General features: G+C 34.8%; 19 protein-coding genes and 1 other annotated feature (1 of these 20 only partly in view). Of the genes, 9 read left to right on the top strand and 10 right to left on the bottom strand.

All coding sequences use genetic code 11. The annotated features are described in order from the left end of the window. The first annotated feature begins 10 nt into the window (after positions 1–10). On the top strand, positions 11–238 hold the full coding sequence (locus tag ACUN0F_RS07765; RefSeq protein ID WP_000562244.1) for a hypothetical protein: 228 nt from the start codon (positions 11–13) through the stop codon (positions 236–238). 81 nt (positions 239–319) lie between these two features. Here the strand turns inward: ACUN0F_RS07765 and ACUN0F_RS07760 are convergent, their stop codons facing one another. The 3 genes from ACUN0F_RS07760 to ACUN0F_RS07750 form a co-directional block, all read right to left on the bottom strand. Continuing rightward, positions 320–1,135: a hypothetical protein gene (locus ACUN0F_RS07760; RefSeq protein WP_264461644.1), complete on the bottom strand. Its 816-nt coding sequence runs from the start codon at positions 1,133–1,135 to the stop codon at positions 320–322. A gap of 129 nt (positions 1,136–1,264) precedes the next feature. Continuing rightward, on the bottom strand, positions 1,265–2,047 hold the full coding sequence (gene yidC / locus ACUN0F_RS07755) for a membrane protein insertase YidC (RefSeq protein WP_264461645.1): 783 nt from the start codon (positions 2,045–2,047) through the stop codon (positions 1,265–1,267). Positions 2,048–2,075: 28 nt separating this feature from the next. After that, complete coding sequence (locus ACUN0F_RS07750; RefSeq protein WP_000394932.1) at positions 2,076–2,360, bottom strand: hypothetical protein; 285 nt, start codon at positions 2,358–2,360, stop codon at positions 2,076–2,078. A 276-nt stretch (positions 2,361–2,636) separates the two neighbouring features. Between ACUN0F_RS07750 and ACUN0F_RS07745 the strand changes: the two genes are divergently transcribed. Continuing rightward, positions 2,637–3,530 carry a YitT family protein gene (locus ACUN0F_RS07745; protein WP_000530035.1) on the top strand — a complete coding sequence of 298 codons (894 nt, stop codon included), beginning with the start codon at positions 2,637–2,639 and terminating at the stop codon, positions 3,528–3,530. A 107-nt stretch (positions 3,531–3,637) separates the two neighbouring features. On the opposite strand, the gene ACUN0F_RS07740 is transcribed toward ACUN0F_RS07745, so the two are convergent. Beyond that, positions 3,638–4,162, bottom strand: a complete 525-nt coding sequence (locus tag ACUN0F_RS07740; RefSeq protein ID WP_445539331.1) for a GNAT family N-acetyltransferase — start codon at positions 4,160–4,162, stop codon at positions 3,638–3,640. Between the two features lie 451 nt (positions 4,163–4,613). Here ACUN0F_RS07740 and ACUN0F_RS07735 point away from each other — a divergent pair, with 451 nt between their 5' ends. Next, complete coding sequence (locus ACUN0F_RS07735) at positions 4,614–5,000, top strand: DUF3938 domain-containing protein (protein ID WP_445539330.1); 387 nt, start codon at positions 4,614–4,616, stop codon at positions 4,998–5,000. Between the two features lie 248 nt (positions 5,001–5,248). Here ACUN0F_RS07735 and ACUN0F_RS07730 read toward each other — a convergent pair whose 3' ends face one another. The 4 genes from ACUN0F_RS07730 to ACUN0F_RS07715 form a co-directional block, all read right to left on the bottom strand. After that, positions 5,249–5,389: a DUF3985 family protein gene (locus tag ACUN0F_RS07730; RefSeq protein ID WP_000404782.1), complete on the bottom strand. Its 141-nt coding sequence runs from the start codon at positions 5,387–5,389 to the stop codon at positions 5,249–5,251. A 96-nt stretch (positions 5,390–5,485) separates the two neighbouring features. After that, entirely contained in the window at positions 5,486–6,568 is a 1,083-nt protein-coding gene (locus ACUN0F_RS07725; RefSeq protein ID WP_264461648.1) for a hypothetical protein, read from the bottom strand. 12 nt (positions 6,569–6,580) lie between these two features. Beyond that, positions 6,581–7,288: a DUF3169 family protein gene (locus tag ACUN0F_RS07720; RefSeq protein WP_264461649.1), complete on the bottom strand. Its 708-nt coding sequence runs from the start codon at positions 7,286–7,288 to the stop codon at positions 6,581–6,583. Continuing rightward, positions 7,278–7,499, bottom strand: a complete 222-nt coding sequence (locus ACUN0F_RS07715; RefSeq protein WP_000776168.1) for a helix-turn-helix transcriptional regulator — start codon at positions 7,497–7,499, stop codon at positions 7,278–7,280. The genes ACUN0F_RS07720 and ACUN0F_RS07715 overlap by 11 nt, the downstream gene beginning before the upstream one ends. Positions 7,500–7,663: 164 nt before the next feature. On the opposite strand from ACUN0F_RS07715, the gene ACUN0F_RS07710 reads away from it, so the two are divergent. Continuing rightward, positions 7,664–8,455, top strand: coding sequence for a hypothetical protein (locus ACUN0F_RS07710; RefSeq protein ID WP_046955639.1), 792 nt, complete (start codon positions 7,664–7,666; stop codon positions 8,453–8,455). Positions 8,456–8,510: 55 nt separating this feature from the next. Here the strand turns inward: ACUN0F_RS07710 and ACUN0F_RS07705 are convergent, their stop codons facing one another. Then, positions 8,511–9,125 (bottom strand): DedA family protein, encoded by a 615-nt coding sequence (locus tag ACUN0F_RS07705; protein WP_046955638.1) that lies wholly within the window; start codon positions 9,123–9,125, stop codon positions 8,511–8,513. A gap of 413 nt (positions 9,126–9,538) precedes the next feature. Between ACUN0F_RS07705 and ACUN0F_RS07700 the strand changes: the two genes are divergently transcribed. From ACUN0F_RS07700 to ACUN0F_RS07680, 5 genes are all read left to right on the top strand, one after another. Next, positions 9,539–9,982, top strand: a complete 444-nt coding sequence (locus ACUN0F_RS07700) for a DUF3978 family protein (RefSeq protein ID WP_000388758.1) — start codon at positions 9,539–9,541, stop codon at positions 9,980–9,982. A gap of 30 nt (positions 9,983–10,012) precedes the next feature. Continuing rightward, complete coding sequence (locus tag ACUN0F_RS07695) at positions 10,013–10,474, top strand: L,D-transpeptidase (RefSeq protein WP_000735054.1); 462 nt, start codon at positions 10,013–10,015, stop codon at positions 10,472–10,474. A 364-nt stretch (positions 10,475–10,838) separates the two neighbouring features. After that, a complete protein-coding gene (locus ACUN0F_RS07690; RefSeq protein WP_000148835.1) occupies positions 10,839–11,504 on the top strand; it encodes a response regulator transcription factor in 666 nt (221 codons plus the stop codon). Then, on the top strand, positions 11,482–12,924 hold the full coding sequence (locus tag ACUN0F_RS07685) for a sensor histidine kinase (RefSeq protein ID WP_445539329.1): 1,443 nt from the start codon (positions 11,482–11,484) through the stop codon (positions 12,922–12,924). Before ACUN0F_RS07690 ends, ACUN0F_RS07685 begins: the two co-directional genes overlap by 23 nt. 140 nt (positions 12,925–13,064) lie before the next feature. Further along, positions 13,065–13,967 (top strand): EamA family transporter, encoded by a 903-nt coding sequence (locus ACUN0F_RS07680; protein ID WP_445539328.1) that lies wholly within the window; start codon positions 13,065–13,067, stop codon positions 13,965–13,967. A gap of 41 nt (positions 13,968–14,008) precedes the next feature. Here ACUN0F_RS07680 and metG read toward each other — a convergent pair whose 3' ends face one another. Continuing rightward, positions 14,009–15,643, bottom strand: a complete 1,635-nt coding sequence (gene metG, locus ACUN0F_RS07675; protein WP_445539327.1) for a methionine--tRNA ligase — start codon at positions 15,641–15,643, stop codon at positions 14,009–14,011. Between the two features lie 51 nt (positions 15,644–15,694). Next, positions 15,695–15,889, bottom strand: a binding site (T-box leader) (it continues 76 nt past the right edge of the window).

Below are 15,889 nucleotides of genomic sequence, written 5' to 3'. Positions count from 1 at the left end.
TGCACGAATAATGATTGCTGTTTTTTGTATTATCGCTACGTTTCTTTCTGTTCTATTCGCTATCATGTATCGGCATAAGTATCCTGGTTATAGCATTTTAGCGGTAGCTATTATACCAACTGCTTCCTTCTACGTATTAGGTAAATACCACTATACGGAAGTGTTTATCGGTTTTGCAATCTTCTACTGCGTCTTTGGATACATACTAACAATGAAAAAAATTTTATTGAATCATTAAAAGGGACCGATTTCTGCTAACAGAAATCGGTCCTCTCACGTACCTTTCGGTTGCCCACACGAAAGATACGACTTCACTCAATTATTTCTCATCTTTTTTCATAAAAAATTTATGGTGCGGAAGATCCACATTCAACACCTCTAATTGTTTCTTTTCATTGTCTAAAATCGCTTTTGCTTTTGTTTTTGTTGCCTCATCTAATCCCGCAAAGATGTCTTCATGCTTCTCTTTCTCTGGGAGTTTCACACCTAGCTTTATTAATTCTTCTTTTGCTTGCTCATGAGTTAATTTCCCGGATTTTTCTTGTCCAAAAATAGACTTTGCTTTTTCTTTTGTTGCTTCGTCTAAGTTAGCAAGCATGTCTTTACGCTTACCTTTCTCTAGGAATTTCACACCTAGCTTTGTTAATTCTTCTTTTGCTTGCTCATGAGTTAATTTCCCGGACTTTTCTTGTTCAAAAATAGACTTTGCTTTTTCTTTTGTTGCTTCGTCTAAGTTAGCAAACATATCTCCATGTTTACCCTTTTCCGGGAACTTCACGCCTAGTTTTGTTAATTCTTCTTTTGCTTGTTCACGTGTTAATTTTCCGGACTTTTCTTGTTCTAAGATTGATTTCGCTTTTTCTTTTGTTGCTTCGTCTAAGTTAGCGAACATATCTTTACGTTTTTCTTTCTCTGGAAGCTTTACACCTAGCTCCCCCAACTGTTTCTTTGTATCGTCCATAATCGTTTTTACTTTTTGTTTTGTAGCGTCATCTAAATCTTTTTTCGCCGTTTTTGTAGACTGCTCAGCTGCTTGAGTATTCGTTGCCGCGAATGCCGGAATACCGACTCCTCCAATGATTCCGAATGATAAAGCACCTGCAATCGCTAAATACCCAACTGTTTTCTTCTTCATAGGAAATTTCCTCCTTCATATTTCTAAAGCATGTACACTTTCGTATACAATTCCTATAGTAATGTTGGTTTCTTAACATTTCCTTAACGACTTAACAAAAAAACGCCGCTCATCCCGAGCGGCGTTGTTCTAAACTTTTTGTAATTGTAATTCTTCACGTTCCATTATTCTTCTTAATACAATTGTTTGTGTCATTGTAAATAAATTACCCGTTATCCAGTACAACACAAGTCCTGATGGCGCCGCAAATCCCATAAATAGAATCATTGCTGGCATCATAATTTGCTGCACTTTCAGCATCTGTACTTGTTCTCCAGGTGTAATATTAGATTGGAAAACTTTCATCTGAATAAATGTCGTTAACGCTGCGATAATCGGTAATATATGATAAGGATCTGCATGTCCTAAGTTCACCCATAAAAATGACGATGTACGAATCTCTTCTGTTCGGCTAATCGCATAATACAAAGCAGAGAAAATCGGCATTTGTATTAATAGTGGCCAGCAACCAGCTAGTGGATTCCAACCGCCTGATTTCATTAGTTCCGACATTTCCTTTTGATACTGCTTTTGTTTTTCAAGATCTTTACCCACATCACCGTATTTTTGTTTCAGCTTCTGCAGTTCAGGTTGCATTTTCTTCATTTTCGCTTGACTACGATATTGTGAAACAGCTAATGGAATCATGGCTGAACGAATAACGAGCGTCATAATAATGATAGCAATCCCGAAGCTAGCTCCCGGTATGTGATGAGCAACAAATTGAATCATAAACGAGATTGGATATACGAAATAATGATCCCAAATTCCCGTACTATGTGCATCAATTGGGGCTGCATTACTGCAACCAGATAAAACAAAAACAAGTAATAATGATAAACTAACGAGCACAGCTCGGTATGATTTTAACATGTTCATTCCTCCAATGTTTCGTAATTATTTAGCGAAACATTGGTGTATACGGACCGACCTCGTCATTCTCTTCACTGGATTCTTGTCTGCGCACAGAACGAATCATTCCATATTTATAAAAAATAGAGAAAAGTGTTACATTACCAGTACCCTCTTCACACGTATTAACTAGTTTAAAGGCTCTTTGTCTACCACTTGATGCTTGCTGACGCACAAAGCGAGAAACGTTAGCAAGGAAGAAAACTTCTAATAAACAAAGCGCTGTCGTTACAAACGATATATATAGAATTGCATCCTGCAATAAAAATTCCATCGCTTCACATCCTTAATAAGGTCATTTTAGCACATCGGGCAAACATTCTCTATTTCCTTTTATCGTCAAAAAAGTATTTTGCATATTTTCTCAAGAAAACTATGCTAGAAAACCAATGTATTCGCTTTCTTTAGTATATTCACACGTATCCTTGTATAGGTTTAATTTGTTAGAAATTTATAAAATTTTCGCATTATAATAAAACTATTGCCAGTTTTTGAAAAAACCTTTATTCTCTTCTTGTAATCAAAAATGAATATGGAGATGAAACATACTATGGGTCAACTAGGAGACGCCGATTACGTTCCCGACACCGCCTTTTTATCCTTCCCAGCAGCTAAAACATTCCACTTAGAATTTATCATACAGTTGGTTGTTATTTTCGTAGCCTCTATTTTGTATGCAATTTCTATGAATATGTTCTTTATCCCGCATAACATGATTAGCGGTGGATTTGCTGGTGTAGGGATGATTATCGGTTATTTAATGCACTACAATATCGGTGCACTTATCTTTTTACTAAACATTCCTCTTCTTATTTTAAGTCACTTTTACTTAGGCAAGAAGACAACCTTTTTAACAGCGTACTTTGTAGCTGTATCATCGTTAGCGATGAACATTATCCCTGTACACCAAGTTTCAGACGATATTTTACTGTCTTCTGTATTCGGTGGTGTAATCTGCGGAGCAGCTTCCGGAATCATATTCCGATTTGCTTCTTCAACAGGTGGCTTTGATGTTGTTGGATTGATTGTAGCAAAACATCGAGATATTTCAATTGGAGCAATCATCTTTGGATTCAACTTAATCTTACTTGTTGCAGCAGGATTTATTTTCGGATGGGATATTACGCTTTATACGTTAATTAGCCGGTTTGTAGTCAGCAAAGTTATCGATGCTGTGCATACGAAACATATTAAATTAACGATAATGACAGTTACAGAAAAAGGCGAGGAAATAAAAAGCGCACTATTGCATCACGGCATACGCGGGGTGACAATGGTAGATGCTGTCGGCGGCTATACAAACCATAAGAAAAAAATGATTTACACTGTCGTGACTCGCTATGAGTTAGGCGAAATGAAACGTATTATCCGTCAAGTGGATAACAAAGCATTCATGAACATTACTGAAACAGTTGAAATTGTCGGCCGTTTCAAACGCATATAAAAAAGGTTAATACATTAAAGGGCATAACATATTAGTCATATATAATATGTTATGCCCTTTGTTATTCAACTAACGCACCCTTTAACATAATAAAATCACGAAGTTTATTACAACAAATCGGAGGATAGCATTCCATATACGATACTATCTGTCCATTCATTTTTATTCCAAAAATCTTGTATGAAATGGGCTTCCTTTCTCATGCCTATTCGTTCACACAATTTTTTTGAAGCTGTATTACGTGCATCAAGATTAGCTTGTATACGATGTACATTAAATTCATTAAATAATTTAAATACCAAACTATTTACTGCTTCTGTTGCCAAACCTCTCCCAGCTACTTCATTTGAAAAACTATAACCAATCTCAACAGTGTCTTTCATATTTGTGTACCATACGGATAAATCACCAATTACTTTAGTCTTGTATATAACTGCCAAACTTAATATTGATTCTTTAGTAAGTACATTATTTGCTAGCTTCTTATTAAATTTTTTCTGCATATCTTCATGAGTCCACTTATTATGTAATAGGAACTTACATGTATCATCATTATTATAAATAGCAAATACATCCTGTAAATCCGTACTCTTAAAAGGTCTAATTATTAATCTTTCTGTTGTGATCTCCAAGTTAGCTCTCCTCCCTTACATTCATGCTACAAAACATTTTTTATAGTATGTAAGCCTCCTTCTTAGATTTCACCTTGATTACATATTTCATCATAATAAATTAAAATCCTTCTTCCACTAAACTGCATTGTTAGTGGTATTTCCTTGCGCTTTTTATTTTTTACACTTATTACAAAATCAGATAATTCTATTATTGTGACCCTAAATGTGTTATAATGAAAACAGACTCACAAAAAAAGAGTATATAGACTTGGAAGTTTCTCTAATTTTACAAACAAAAAGAAACGAGCAGTCGGGTATATTTCAGACACCATACACGTAACGGTTTAAACAACCGATCACTCTTCAATGATCTTTTTATAAAAAGATACGTACAACTAAAACTCACTTCAATATACTATACCTACCTTTTTGACTTCCAAATCATCTTATTACATAAGGAGATGAACATATGAATCAATATATAAGATATACAATAGCTGTCCTGTTTGCTATTATCGGCGGAACGATCTGCTTCTGGACAAACACTCAGCTTGGAGAGAATATCATTTTTAATGGAATCGAAACGCTTGTAAGCGCTTCAATTTTAGGTGGATACATTTTCTTCCTCTTCAATCCAGAAGAAAATGCGCAAAAAACAATGTTATTAACAATGATCGGAATCGTTGGCGGATGTATCTCCTACTCACTGACTAACTATACATTACCACTTCAATTAAGCTCAGCTTTCTTCCACGGTCTATGGACTTGGTTCATTGCATTCTGCCTAGCAGACGTATTCAACCTTTTACAAGACAATGAAGAAGAAAACGGTCGCCAAATTGAAAGTAACTCGTAAGCTGGAAGGATTCTTCCAGCTTTTTTTATGTTGTTTTGCAGATCCCGTCACCACAATAAAAAGAAGCTACCCTCACGGCAACTTCTTTTCCACATACCCCACTTAGTATTCACTAAAATATATCAACGATTTTTCAAATATATCGGCGATTTCTCCACTTATATCAACGATTTTTTCATTATATCGACGATTCGACACAACATATCGACTTACCGACATCCTTCGACACTCAAAACGTAGAACATACCCTATCCCCCAAGCAACTTACTGCCGAACTCTACGATTAAAAAGATAATTAATAAGATCGCGAGTATCTTTAATGCTACATACGCTACTTTGAAAACAGCATAAATGAGCAAGACTATTAAAATAATCGTTAAAATTTCCATCTAGAATTCCTCCAAGCTTTGCTCTGCTTATCTTATTTTACTCGCCTCAGACTTTTTATGGAACGGCATAAGACGACATAGAAAAAAGAGGATACCTCACCCCTCGTAAGATACCCTCTCTTTCAGCTGCTCAAACCATTCTCTCTCTAATTGTAAATATCCTATTTCACTCTTCTCGGCACTCTTTAATTCTTTGTCTGCTTTCCTCATATAAGTGTGGGACGCTTCCATATCGCCCTCTAAATATTTAACAATTCCTTGTGTGCGATAATACCCATGTAAGTCCACTTTTGTAATGGCCTTCCCATGTTCCTTCGCTTCATGCAGTGAAAGGCTATCCATCTGATAAAGAGCTTTATATAAAAGATACCAACTGTGAAAACTGCTGACGAAATATTTATTTTCTTTCGTTATAGGGAGCTGGGCAACTTGTTCTATATATGGTATCGCTCTTTCCATTCCCTTTTGATCCGACCAGGCAAGGAAGACAAGCATAAGTCCGCTCATGATCTCTCTTATACTTTTATGTTCTTTTATTTTATCTTCGGTAAGTTTTACTAATCTCTTATCCCAATCTTTCGGCCTCTTATAACTAAATAACTCACTCGATACTTGAATGTTATATACATGCTGCTTCGCCTTTTCATCATCTTTAATTAAAATAAGAAATTGCATACCATCGCTCATAAGCGTTCCTTTTATCGGTACGATTGTAACCGCAAAAATTACAAAATGGAAAACAGAAAAATATAACAGATATTGATAATAACTCACCATGTATATGTAACCAAAAGTAATACCAAATAGTAAACTTGTTATTGGTCCACCTAAAGTCATCCATGCCCATTTTTTCGAAAGGTTCGGTGTTACTATAGAAGGCGGTATTAACATTGCCACGCCTCCGAAGTACGCCCATAATTTATTTTCTCGAATACGTACTTTCCCCTTCTCTTTTTGAACAGTAATAGGCCCTACTGTCATAAATTTAAAATTCAAACCACCTATTAAACCAAATACTACATGTCCTAGCTCATGAATAGCTAGCACTAATAAAAAGATTCCAAATAATGTCCATATATCCAACATTACTCCTAATTTCTCAGTTCGGATTACTCCGTATAAAATGGACAAAACTAACGCCGCCGTTATGGAACCAGCTGGCCTTTTTAAAATATCCACCTTTTTCTCCCCTTAATAAATCATTTTTCTATGCATTTCGTACATGAATTTTCCAAGATGCAATATCCAAACAAATGAGATTAAGCCAATTAATACAAAATCAATATCACTAACCGCTGTATATATAACGGCAGCCCACCATACATATGCCAATACTTTATTCGTAAATTCATATGCTTTATATCCAGCCTCATGCACAATATGTTTTAATCCTTCATCTGCGTTTTTCTTCCACATCTCCATCGATTCTATATACGTTACACCTTGTTCAGGGTATAGCTTATTATAACGATTCTTCGTCATGATCCCGATAACCACTACAATAATCGTAAAGACAGTAGCAGCTACCATATTCGAAAGTGCGAAGGAAACATTTTCATTATGCATGAATGCACGTCTGCACGTAATAACTGCATATACAAACCATGCCTGCGTAACTATATCCCCTATACGTAAATACATAATTACAATTCCTAATTTTCTACCTTGTACACTCTCTTCTTCATCACGTGCCTTAGCTAACATACGTGTATTTTTCCAAGCATAATAAATCATTACGATTCCAAATATAGTACATACACCTACTAATATATGTGGTGATAATCTTCTCGGCTCATCCGAAAGTATATCTAAAGCTATATACGATGCAAAAAAGCCAAATACCATACTTAGTACAAGTTTACAAAAACTCACAAATTGTTCTCCTAGTTTACTCTTCATCGTCCTCTTCCCCCTCCACTAACGTAAATATTTCCTCCACCGGTACATTGAAAATTTGTGCGATTTTTAGCGACAATACAATAGATGGTGCATAATCCCCGCGCTCAATTAAACTAATCGTTTGCCGTGATGATCCTATCGCTTTCCCTAAATCCCCTTGTGATAAACGATGCTTTGCTCGCAATTCCCTCACTCGATTTTGAAGCTTCATGTCTTCCCTCTTTTTCATTTATTTAATTAAAATTGTAAATAATATCCTTATTTTTGTCAATTATAATTGTCATTTTGACGTTAATAATTGACAAAAATAAAGATATATTATGATGGAAATAACCTATATAATGAATGTGAAATATTAAACAAAGGAAGTGACCTATGAATAAAACATCTACTTTTTCCTATATTCTTACTAAACTTACAGCGACTTTCTTTTTATTATTACTTATTAGCACGCTTCTCTTAACAACTAGTCAACCAACATTATATAGTTTCTTAGCTGGATTACGAGAACTACTATATGTTCCCTTTGTTCCTGTCCTTGCGGTATATGCAATTTTTTGTTCTATTTGCATAGATAAATTGAAATTAAAAACACATACAAGACTGAAGATATTATTACTTTATATTTTTTGCGGCTATTTATTTTTTCTTCCCTTCTTAATATTTAAAGAAGCTGATCTAATACAGTTCTTGTTCCTCGGGTCAATCGGAGCAGTATGTTCTCTTTCTTTCTATTTATGTACAGTCATAGCAACAAAATTTAAGTGGATACAGTATTTCGTACCAAGCATTATGTTTATTATATTTATCACAATTAACTTAGTAGATCTAGAAAGGGTTGGAACATCAAAAGAACAATGGGTCGAAACAAAAACCGATAACTCTTTCGAAGCATCTTTTCAACATTTTAGTGGTGAACATAAAGTCCCAATTAAATTAAAACGAGGTGACATATTAGAATTCACTATTGAATCACGAACTGATAATTCGAATGGCTACATAGGGGACATAAAAATGGCTAGTGAATTTCAAGAGGAAGAAAATTATTTAGCTCCAGCTGGCCCTAATACGTACCATTTCGCAGCAATTAAGACAGGCACTTATTACATTATAGTTAGCGGAAATCAATTAAAAGGAAAGTTGAAAATAGATTGGAACATAAAATAAAAAGGCAGTGCGTTTGCACTGCCTTCCTAAATTTTGACATAGAATGGATTTCATATTAACTTGCGTTTTGTAACAATACTCGTTTTAACTGTTTGCGGAAACGAATGCCTAACGTAACTGCCACAATCACAATCACTCCAAAAATAATTTTACCGATATGACCTTCTAGCACTCCAAAAATATCATGTAAGTTGCCACCTAACCAGTAACCACCGATTAAGAAGAATGATACCCAAAATAGAGCACCTGAGTAAATTGTAATTGCAAAACGACGGAATGGTAAGTTAATAATTCCTGCAAAATATCCTGTAAAATGACGTACACCGGGAATAAAGAAGCCGATAAAAATAAGGAAGTATCCATACTTATCAAACCACATTCTTGTTAAGTCGATTTTTCTTTGTGTTAAAAATACGTATTTCCCATACTTTTGAATAAAGGGCATACCTAATTTATTTCCTAAAAAGTATTGAATTGTCATTCCTACACTTGTCCCAATAAAGGATAGGATAATTAAAATCGGTAAACTTAAATCGCCCTTCTGTGCTAAAAACCCCGCATATGCTAACGTTGGCTCTCCCGGAAACGGAAGTGCAATATATTCTAACAGCAAACCAACAAGTACAACATAGTACCCGTACTGCTGAAATAATTCATGAACCCATTCCATGTCATCTCTCCTTTCAATCACGTACAACTTCTTACTATTATTGTATAAAAAAATTGTCGAAATAACTATCACAATAGCTTACATTTTTATTACATTTTTGTAAGGCTCACACTAAAGTTTTCTGTTCATTATTTGCTGCTATCCATTATCGCTTTTCGATGTGCTAACAATTATATATCGTACGGAATAGAGCTATTAATATGCATTTTTATCCAGTTTTTAACACTTAGAAATCACCTTATTTTGTTCTCAATAAAAAACCACCACAAACTCATACTAACTTCATATTAGCTTCATATACGTATTGTAAGATTATATCGGAATTTGTTGAAAAATTTAACTAATATATGACTAAGCATTAAATTGAATAAATATAAGTAGTTTTTCGAAATTGAAAAAAGGGTGAATAAGAAATGGAAGCTTATAAAATGCATGATTTTATTAATACAAATGTTGAATCTCATCAAAATGAAACCGTTTTTAATTTACACATATGTGAAACAAGTGAATTTGACGTAAGTTTAACAAAATCTACAACACTGTCTTTTATCGTTTCAAAAAAGAACATTAAGATTGTTACGAAAAAATGGATTAATTCAAATCAAGAAAGCATGATTGGTAAAAGTTACATCATTCCAACGAAAGCTTTCCACTACTTCTTACCAATTATTTCTGAAACTGAAGATGAGCTAAATATTCAAGTTCAAAGTTTTGGACTACATGGTGAACTTTTACTAAATGAAAGATTACTTATTGATAAAAATAACAAACAAAATCCAAAGATTACTACCTTCTTTGAAACATTAGATGAAAATGTAAATAAAGTATTACGAGGATTGCAAATTCATTGTATGTAAGACTATTACAATAGCAAAAAGGAGAATATAATGAAAAAACTATTATTAAGCGCACTATTATCATTAGGATTTTTAACTATTCCATTCACAAATGCTGAGGCAGCTACAACAAACGATCAGCTTATCGTGAATACGCAGTTAAATAAAATGGATTATTATCAAAACGGACAATTTATAAAGAGTTTTACTGTCGCTACTGGAAAAGCAGCCACACCTACGCCTAAAGGTACTTTTCAAATCGTTAATAAAATTAAAAACCGTCCTTACTATACAGGAAAAATTAAAGGCGGCGATCCACGTAATCCACTTGGTGACCGTTGGCTCGGACTAAACATGGCAGGAACTTACGGAACAACTTATGCGATTCATGGTACTAACAATAATCAAGCAATCGGCAAATGGACAACACTTGGTTGTATTCGTATGTATAACAATGATATACACTGGTTATTTGAGCGTATTCAGCAGCAAGCTACCGTCACTGTAAAATAGCCTAAAAACAAGATTTATGTGTAGCCAAGAATTTTATATCTTGGCTTATTTTATTTATTCATTTACAGTAGCAAAACAACTGTATTTACATATATAATAAGAATAGGTTTCGTTAAACAACATCAAAACATTGATAAACATGGATATTAAAATTATACAGTTATAATATTTTATAAATTTTACAATACATACTATAATAGAACTAATGTAATTCTGAAATATTCAGTTTCTCTAAACCATTCCCCTTGCTACTTTCATGATGACTTTATAGCGGGGGCTTATTATATGTATAAACAATTTGAGTTATCCAAAAAATGATGAATTCGAATATTGCAGTAAAAAGCGTTATTTAGGAGGTGTTACTATGACGCATATACTGGTGATTGAAGACAACCCAGATATACAAGAACTGATTCGTGAATTTCTAATGGCACAAAACTTTACTGTTGATGTCGTTGGCGCTGGAACAGAAGGTATTCTTCTTTTCCAAAAAAATTCATACGATCTTGTCCTCCTTGATGTGATGTTACCAGATATAGATGGCTATAGTATTTGTAAAATTATGCGAGGACAATCTGATGTACCGATCATTATGTTAACAGGCTTACATAATGAAGAAAGTGAAATTAAAGGATTTGAGTTAGGTATTGATGACTATATTACGAAACCGTTCCATTACACCGTATTTATTAAACGTGTAGAGGCTGTATTAAGAAGGGCAGCAACAAAGGAAGCAGAAGCTGCAACTATACTACAATTCCATGAATTGATGTTAAATTCTACAGCCTATGCCGCTTATGTTCATGGTAATCAAATTGAATTGACAACAAAAGAATTTGAAATTTTATATACTTTACTGCAAAATCGGGGAAAAGTATTATCAAGAAGTGATTTGTTGAATAAGGTATGGGGCTATGAACATTATGGTGATGTAAGAGTTATAGATACACATATTAAAAACTTAAGAAAAAAATTAGGAATTCCTTATATTAAAACGGTGAAAGGCATTGGCTACAAAATCGAATCGTAGTACAGACAACATCACCAAAAATATTTTCATCAAAACCTTATTATTTTGTATTCTTTTATCACTTTGTCTTTATCAAATTATTTATTTTCTAGCTTCAAACTACGATAAAGAACGTTTTGCAAAAGAAAATGGAGCGCTGTCTACAGAACAAGCGGATTCAGACAAACAAAACGACCAAAGTAAAACGAATCAAAGTAAGGCTGTTTCAGAGAGCATGATTTCCAATTTCCAATCTTCTATTATAGATTATAAAGCACTCTCTACAGCCATAAATCACCTTTTGCAGCCTAGCCAAACTGTAAAAGCAAAAGAACATACCCAAAATATTGCGGGGAAAAACAGCACTTCTGCTCCACTTACAGAAACGGAAAAGCAAGTCGCTACTAATGATGCCTTACATAAACAAAATGCAGCAAATAACACAAATGATACACAAGATTATCTAAAATTAGCAGATGCACTGCAGCAATTAGCTCCACATATTGGTGCGACAATGCTTGCATTATCTTTACTCGGATCTTTAATTTATACGAAACTAATTGCCAAACCTTTTCAATTTATGAGCGATGCTTTAAAAGATATTATGAATCTTGATTTCTCAGATAAAAAGCTACTTAACAAAAATACAGACCAAACCGATTTTAATTTACAAGTAGCTGCTTCACAGGTTCCAAATATCGTGAAGAATTTACATGCAAGCAATCAAGATTTAAGAAACGAGCTCAAGAGAGAACAACAATTAGAACAATCTCGTAAAGAATTTATGTCTATGGTATCCCATGAATTAAAAACACCAATCGCAGCCGTTATGGGACAACTAGATGGCATGATTCACGGAATTGGAGCTTATAAAGATAGAGATAAATATTTAAAACGTTCCTATGAGATGATGCAAGATATTAACATATTAACGGAAAAAATGTCGGAATTATCCAAAATACAAAATCCTCAATTTAAACCTGATTTAAAAGTTATCTCATTAACTAATATTATTGAGGATGTTATGAAGAAAGTAGATTACTTTGTATCTGTAAAGCAATTAAATGTTCAATCTAACATTAAGCAAGATGTACAAATTTTAGCTGACCCTAAATTTATTCAAACTGCTATTTTTAACATTATTTCAAATGCAATTCATTACACAATTGACCATCAGCATGTATATATAAAGCTTTATGAAAAGCCAAACGGTTATGCATTAGAAGTATTAAATACAGGTTCACAAATTGATGAGGATAAACTCGCCCATTTATTTGAGCCATTCTATCGCGCAAACCCTGGCAAACACGGATTAGTACAAGGTAGTGGCCTTGGACTATATATTGTAAAACAAATATTAGATAAACATCAGTTTCCTTATGGGATACAAAACACACCTCAAGGTGTAAAATGTTCTATTGTATTCCCAAAAGCAATGTAAAAAACCTACTACAATTTCATACCCCAAATTCATACTTCGTATGAGTGGCGGAATTTTGTAGAGTATCTTACTCTGTTTCGTTCGCCCGTTATCCTTATTTGGATAGCGGGCGTTTTTTATTATTTAAAAGGAGGATTTTCATGGAGAAATTTAAGTATTCATTACTTGTTTTATTCGGAGCTTGTAGCTACGGCGTACTTTCAACTATTTTCAAACTCGGATTCATTGATGGATTTTCAGCACATCAACTATTAGGAGGACAATATGTCTTCGGATGGATCGGGCTTCTTCTGCTCGTTCTTTTCGTTTCACGTCATAAAGTAACAAAAAAGCAATTCTTTTCCTTACTAACAGTTGGCACAACAATGAGTATGACTGGTATCTTCTACGCTATTTCTGTAGAAGAACTACCAGCGTCTATCGCTGTTGTCCTACTCTTCCAGTTCACATGGATTGGTGTCGTTATAGAAGCAATCGCTAATCGAACATTACCAAGCCGTGAGAAAGTTATATCCATCATTATTTTATTTACTGGAACATTGTTTGCAGGCGGTGTCTTTGAAGGTCTCGGACAAAACTTTTCCACGAAAGGTATTATCTTTGGTTTATTAGCCGCTGTCTCTTTTTCATTCTATGTTTTTGCAAGTGGGCGTGTTGCTACAGAAGTACCACCTTATACGAAAAGCTTTCTTATGACAACAAGTGCTACTCTTATCGTATGCCTATTCTTCCCGCCAACCTTTTTAACGGATGGTGCCTTGCAAGCCGGTCTTTGGAAATACGCTTTCTTCCTCGGATTGTTCGGTGTTGTCGTACCTGTCATTTGTTTTTCAATTGGCGTACCGAAAGTAGGAACAGGACTTAGTACAATACTAGGAGCAGCTGAATTACCAACGGCCATTATCGCTTCTATTACACTTGTACATGAAGTCGTAACATTCATGCAGTGGATTGGGATACTCTTTATACTACTTGGAATTTTTACTCCTCAGCTGCTTACCTCTAGGAAAGCAAAGAAGCATAGAAGCGTGCATAGTGCGTAACAAAAGACCTTTCATGTATTTGAAAGGTCTTTTTCTCTATCTCACTTTACCGCTCCATATAGCTTTTCTATTTCATGCTCAATTTGTTTTACATCAATTCGTTCAAATAGTGGCTGCACACTATCAATTCTATTCGGCAACGTATTTTGAGGCTCCCAATTTCGGTTCACAATCGATAATGTATTTCTAACTCTTTCACTTGAAAATGGTAAAAACGGTTCAAGGAGATTTGCAAAATTAGCGATAAGATACACACAGTTGTAAATTGTTTTTTCGCATGAAACTGGATCATCTTCCCTTTGTTTCCAAGGCTGCCTCTCATCAAAGTATTTATTTGCAAAACGTACTGCATCAAATATTGTTTCTAGCGCCACCTTAAATTTAGTTTGCTCGATCAATTCTCCCACATTTTTATATAATCCTTCTACTTTATCTTTCAGCTCTACATCAATACTTCCCTTCGGCATGATACCACCATAATATTTTTCAATAAACTTTAATGTCCGGTTCACAAAGTTCCCGTATGCACCTAATAGTTCACTATTATGACTGTAAATGAATTCACGCCATGAAAAATCAGTATCACGATTTTCTGGTGCGTTGACGGTTAAAAAGTAACGAATAGAGTCTGGATTATAGCATTCCAATATGTCAGGCACCCATACTGCCCAGTTTTTACTTGTAGATAATTTTCTTTTTTCAACTGTTAAATATTCATTCGAAACGATATGACGAGGAATTGCCCCTTCTCCTATTCCAAGCAATACCGCTGGCCAAATGATGGAATGAAACGGAATATTATCCTTTCCGTGCACATAATATGTTTTCGCTCCTCGATCCCAAAACTCTTGATCATCTTTCCCTGTTTCTTCAGCCCAATGTTTACTCGCTGAATAATAGCCTGTCACTGCTTCAATCCATACGTAAATTTTCTTATCTTCATACCCTTCTACTGGAATTGGTACCCCGATTGGTAAATCACGTGATACGGCCCTATCTAGTAATCCTTCCTTTACATACCTTTCTGTTAGCTGAATCGCATTGTCACGCCATGTTCCTTCTTGTTTTGCGATTTCTACTGCTTCTTTAATTTGCTCCTGAAATGTATGCAATGCGAAATAGAAATGCTCTGTTTCCTGTACGGATGGCGTACTACCACATAACTTACATTTCTTTTCTAGCAAATCGAGTGGATCTAAAATAGCTGAACACGCATCGCATTGATCTCCTCTTGCTGCTTCATGGCAATGTGGACAAATGCCTTCTACATAACGATCAGGTAAAAACTGCGTACACGTTTCACAATACGCTTGTTCCACCATTTTTTTATAAATATAGCCTTCTTCTAATAAACGTAAAAAGACATTTTGAACAGTTTCATGATGATGCTCACTATCTGTACGTGTATAGCAATCATACGTAAAACCAAGGCTATGAAAACATCGCTGGAATTCTTCATGATACTTATCAGCAATTTCCTTCGCCGTCACACCTTCTTGTTTTGCCCTAATTGCAATCGGTGTTCCATTACAATCACTTCCCGACACATACAATACATTCTCACCTTTCGCTCTGTAATAACGTGCTAAAATATCTCCAGGTAACAAACTCGCAATATGTCCAAGATGTAACGAACCATTTGCATACGGCCAAGCTCCCCCAATGAAAATACTCATCTTACATTCCTCCTTTTAAATATAAAAAAGCCCCGCCCTTATCTTAAAAAAGATAAGGGCGGGGCTTTATAAACAGTCGCGGTACCACCTTATTTCGCCAATTACTCACATAACTAGCCTTAACAAGTACGGAGCTATATGCTCTTATACTGTGGTTTTGATAACGAGTACCAACTCTCGTCGCCGCCTACTATTATCATTTGATAAGTTCAGGACGAAGCTCAAAGGCCATTGTTCAAATGAATA

The organism is Bacillus sp. 1A (assembly GCF_052682215.1).
This window is presented reverse-complemented; position numbering and strand designations above follow the sequence as displayed.

Coding starts and splice junctions, on each gene's coding strand:
- ACUN0F_RS07765 (WP_000562244.1), top strand. CDS start 11: ATGATTGCTGTTTTTTGTATTATCGCTACGTTTCTTTCTGTTCTATTC.
- ACUN0F_RS07760 (WP_264461644.1), bottom strand. CDS start 1,135: ATGAAGAAGAAAACAGTTGGGTATTTAGCGATTGCAGGTGCTTTATCA.
- yidC (WP_264461645.1), bottom strand. CDS start 2,047: ATGTTAAAATCATACCGAGCTGTGCTCGTTAGTTTATCATTATTACTT.
- ACUN0F_RS07750 (WP_000394932.1), bottom strand. CDS start 2,360: ATGGAATTTTTATTGCAGGATGCAATTCTATATATATCGTTTGTAACG.
- ACUN0F_RS07745 (WP_000530035.1), top strand. CDS start 2,637: ATGGGTCAACTAGGAGACGCCGATTACGTTCCCGACACCGCCTTTTTA.
- ACUN0F_RS07735 (WP_445539330.1), top strand. CDS start 4,614: ATGAATCAATATATAAGATATACAATAGCTGTCCTGTTTGCTATTATC.
- ACUN0F_RS07730 (WP_000404782.1), bottom strand. CDS start 5,389: ATGGAAATTTTAACGATTATTTTAATAGTCTTGCTCATTTATGCTGTT.
- ACUN0F_RS07720 (WP_264461649.1), bottom strand. CDS start 7,288: ATGAAGAGTAAACTAGGAGAACAATTTGTGAGTTTTTGTAAACTTGTA.
- ACUN0F_RS07715 (WP_000776168.1), bottom strand. CDS start 7,499: ATGAAGCTTCAAAATCGAGTGAGGGAATTGCGAGCAAAGCATCGTTTA.
- ACUN0F_RS07710 (WP_046955639.1), top strand. CDS start 7,664: ATGAATAAAACATCTACTTTTTCCTATATTCTTACTAAACTTACAGCG.
- ACUN0F_RS07705 (WP_046955638.1), bottom strand. CDS start 9,125: ATGGAATGGGTTCATGAATTATTTCAGCAGTACGGGTACTATGTTGTA.
- ACUN0F_RS07700 (WP_000388758.1), top strand. CDS start 9,539: ATGGAAGCTTATAAAATGCATGATTTTATTAATACAAATGTTGAATCT.
- ACUN0F_RS07695 (WP_000735054.1), top strand. CDS start 10,013: ATGAAAAAACTATTATTAAGCGCACTATTATCATTAGGATTTTTAACT.
- ACUN0F_RS07690 (WP_000148835.1), top strand. CDS start 10,839: ATGACGCATATACTGGTGATTGAAGACAACCCAGATATACAAGAACTG.
- ACUN0F_RS07680 (WP_445539328.1), top strand. CDS start 13,065: ATGGAGAAATTTAAGTATTCATTACTTGTTTTATTCGGAGCTTGTAGC.
- metG (WP_445539327.1), bottom strand. CDS start 15,643: ATGAGTATTTTCATTGGGGGAGCTTGGCCGTATGCAAATGGTTCGTTA.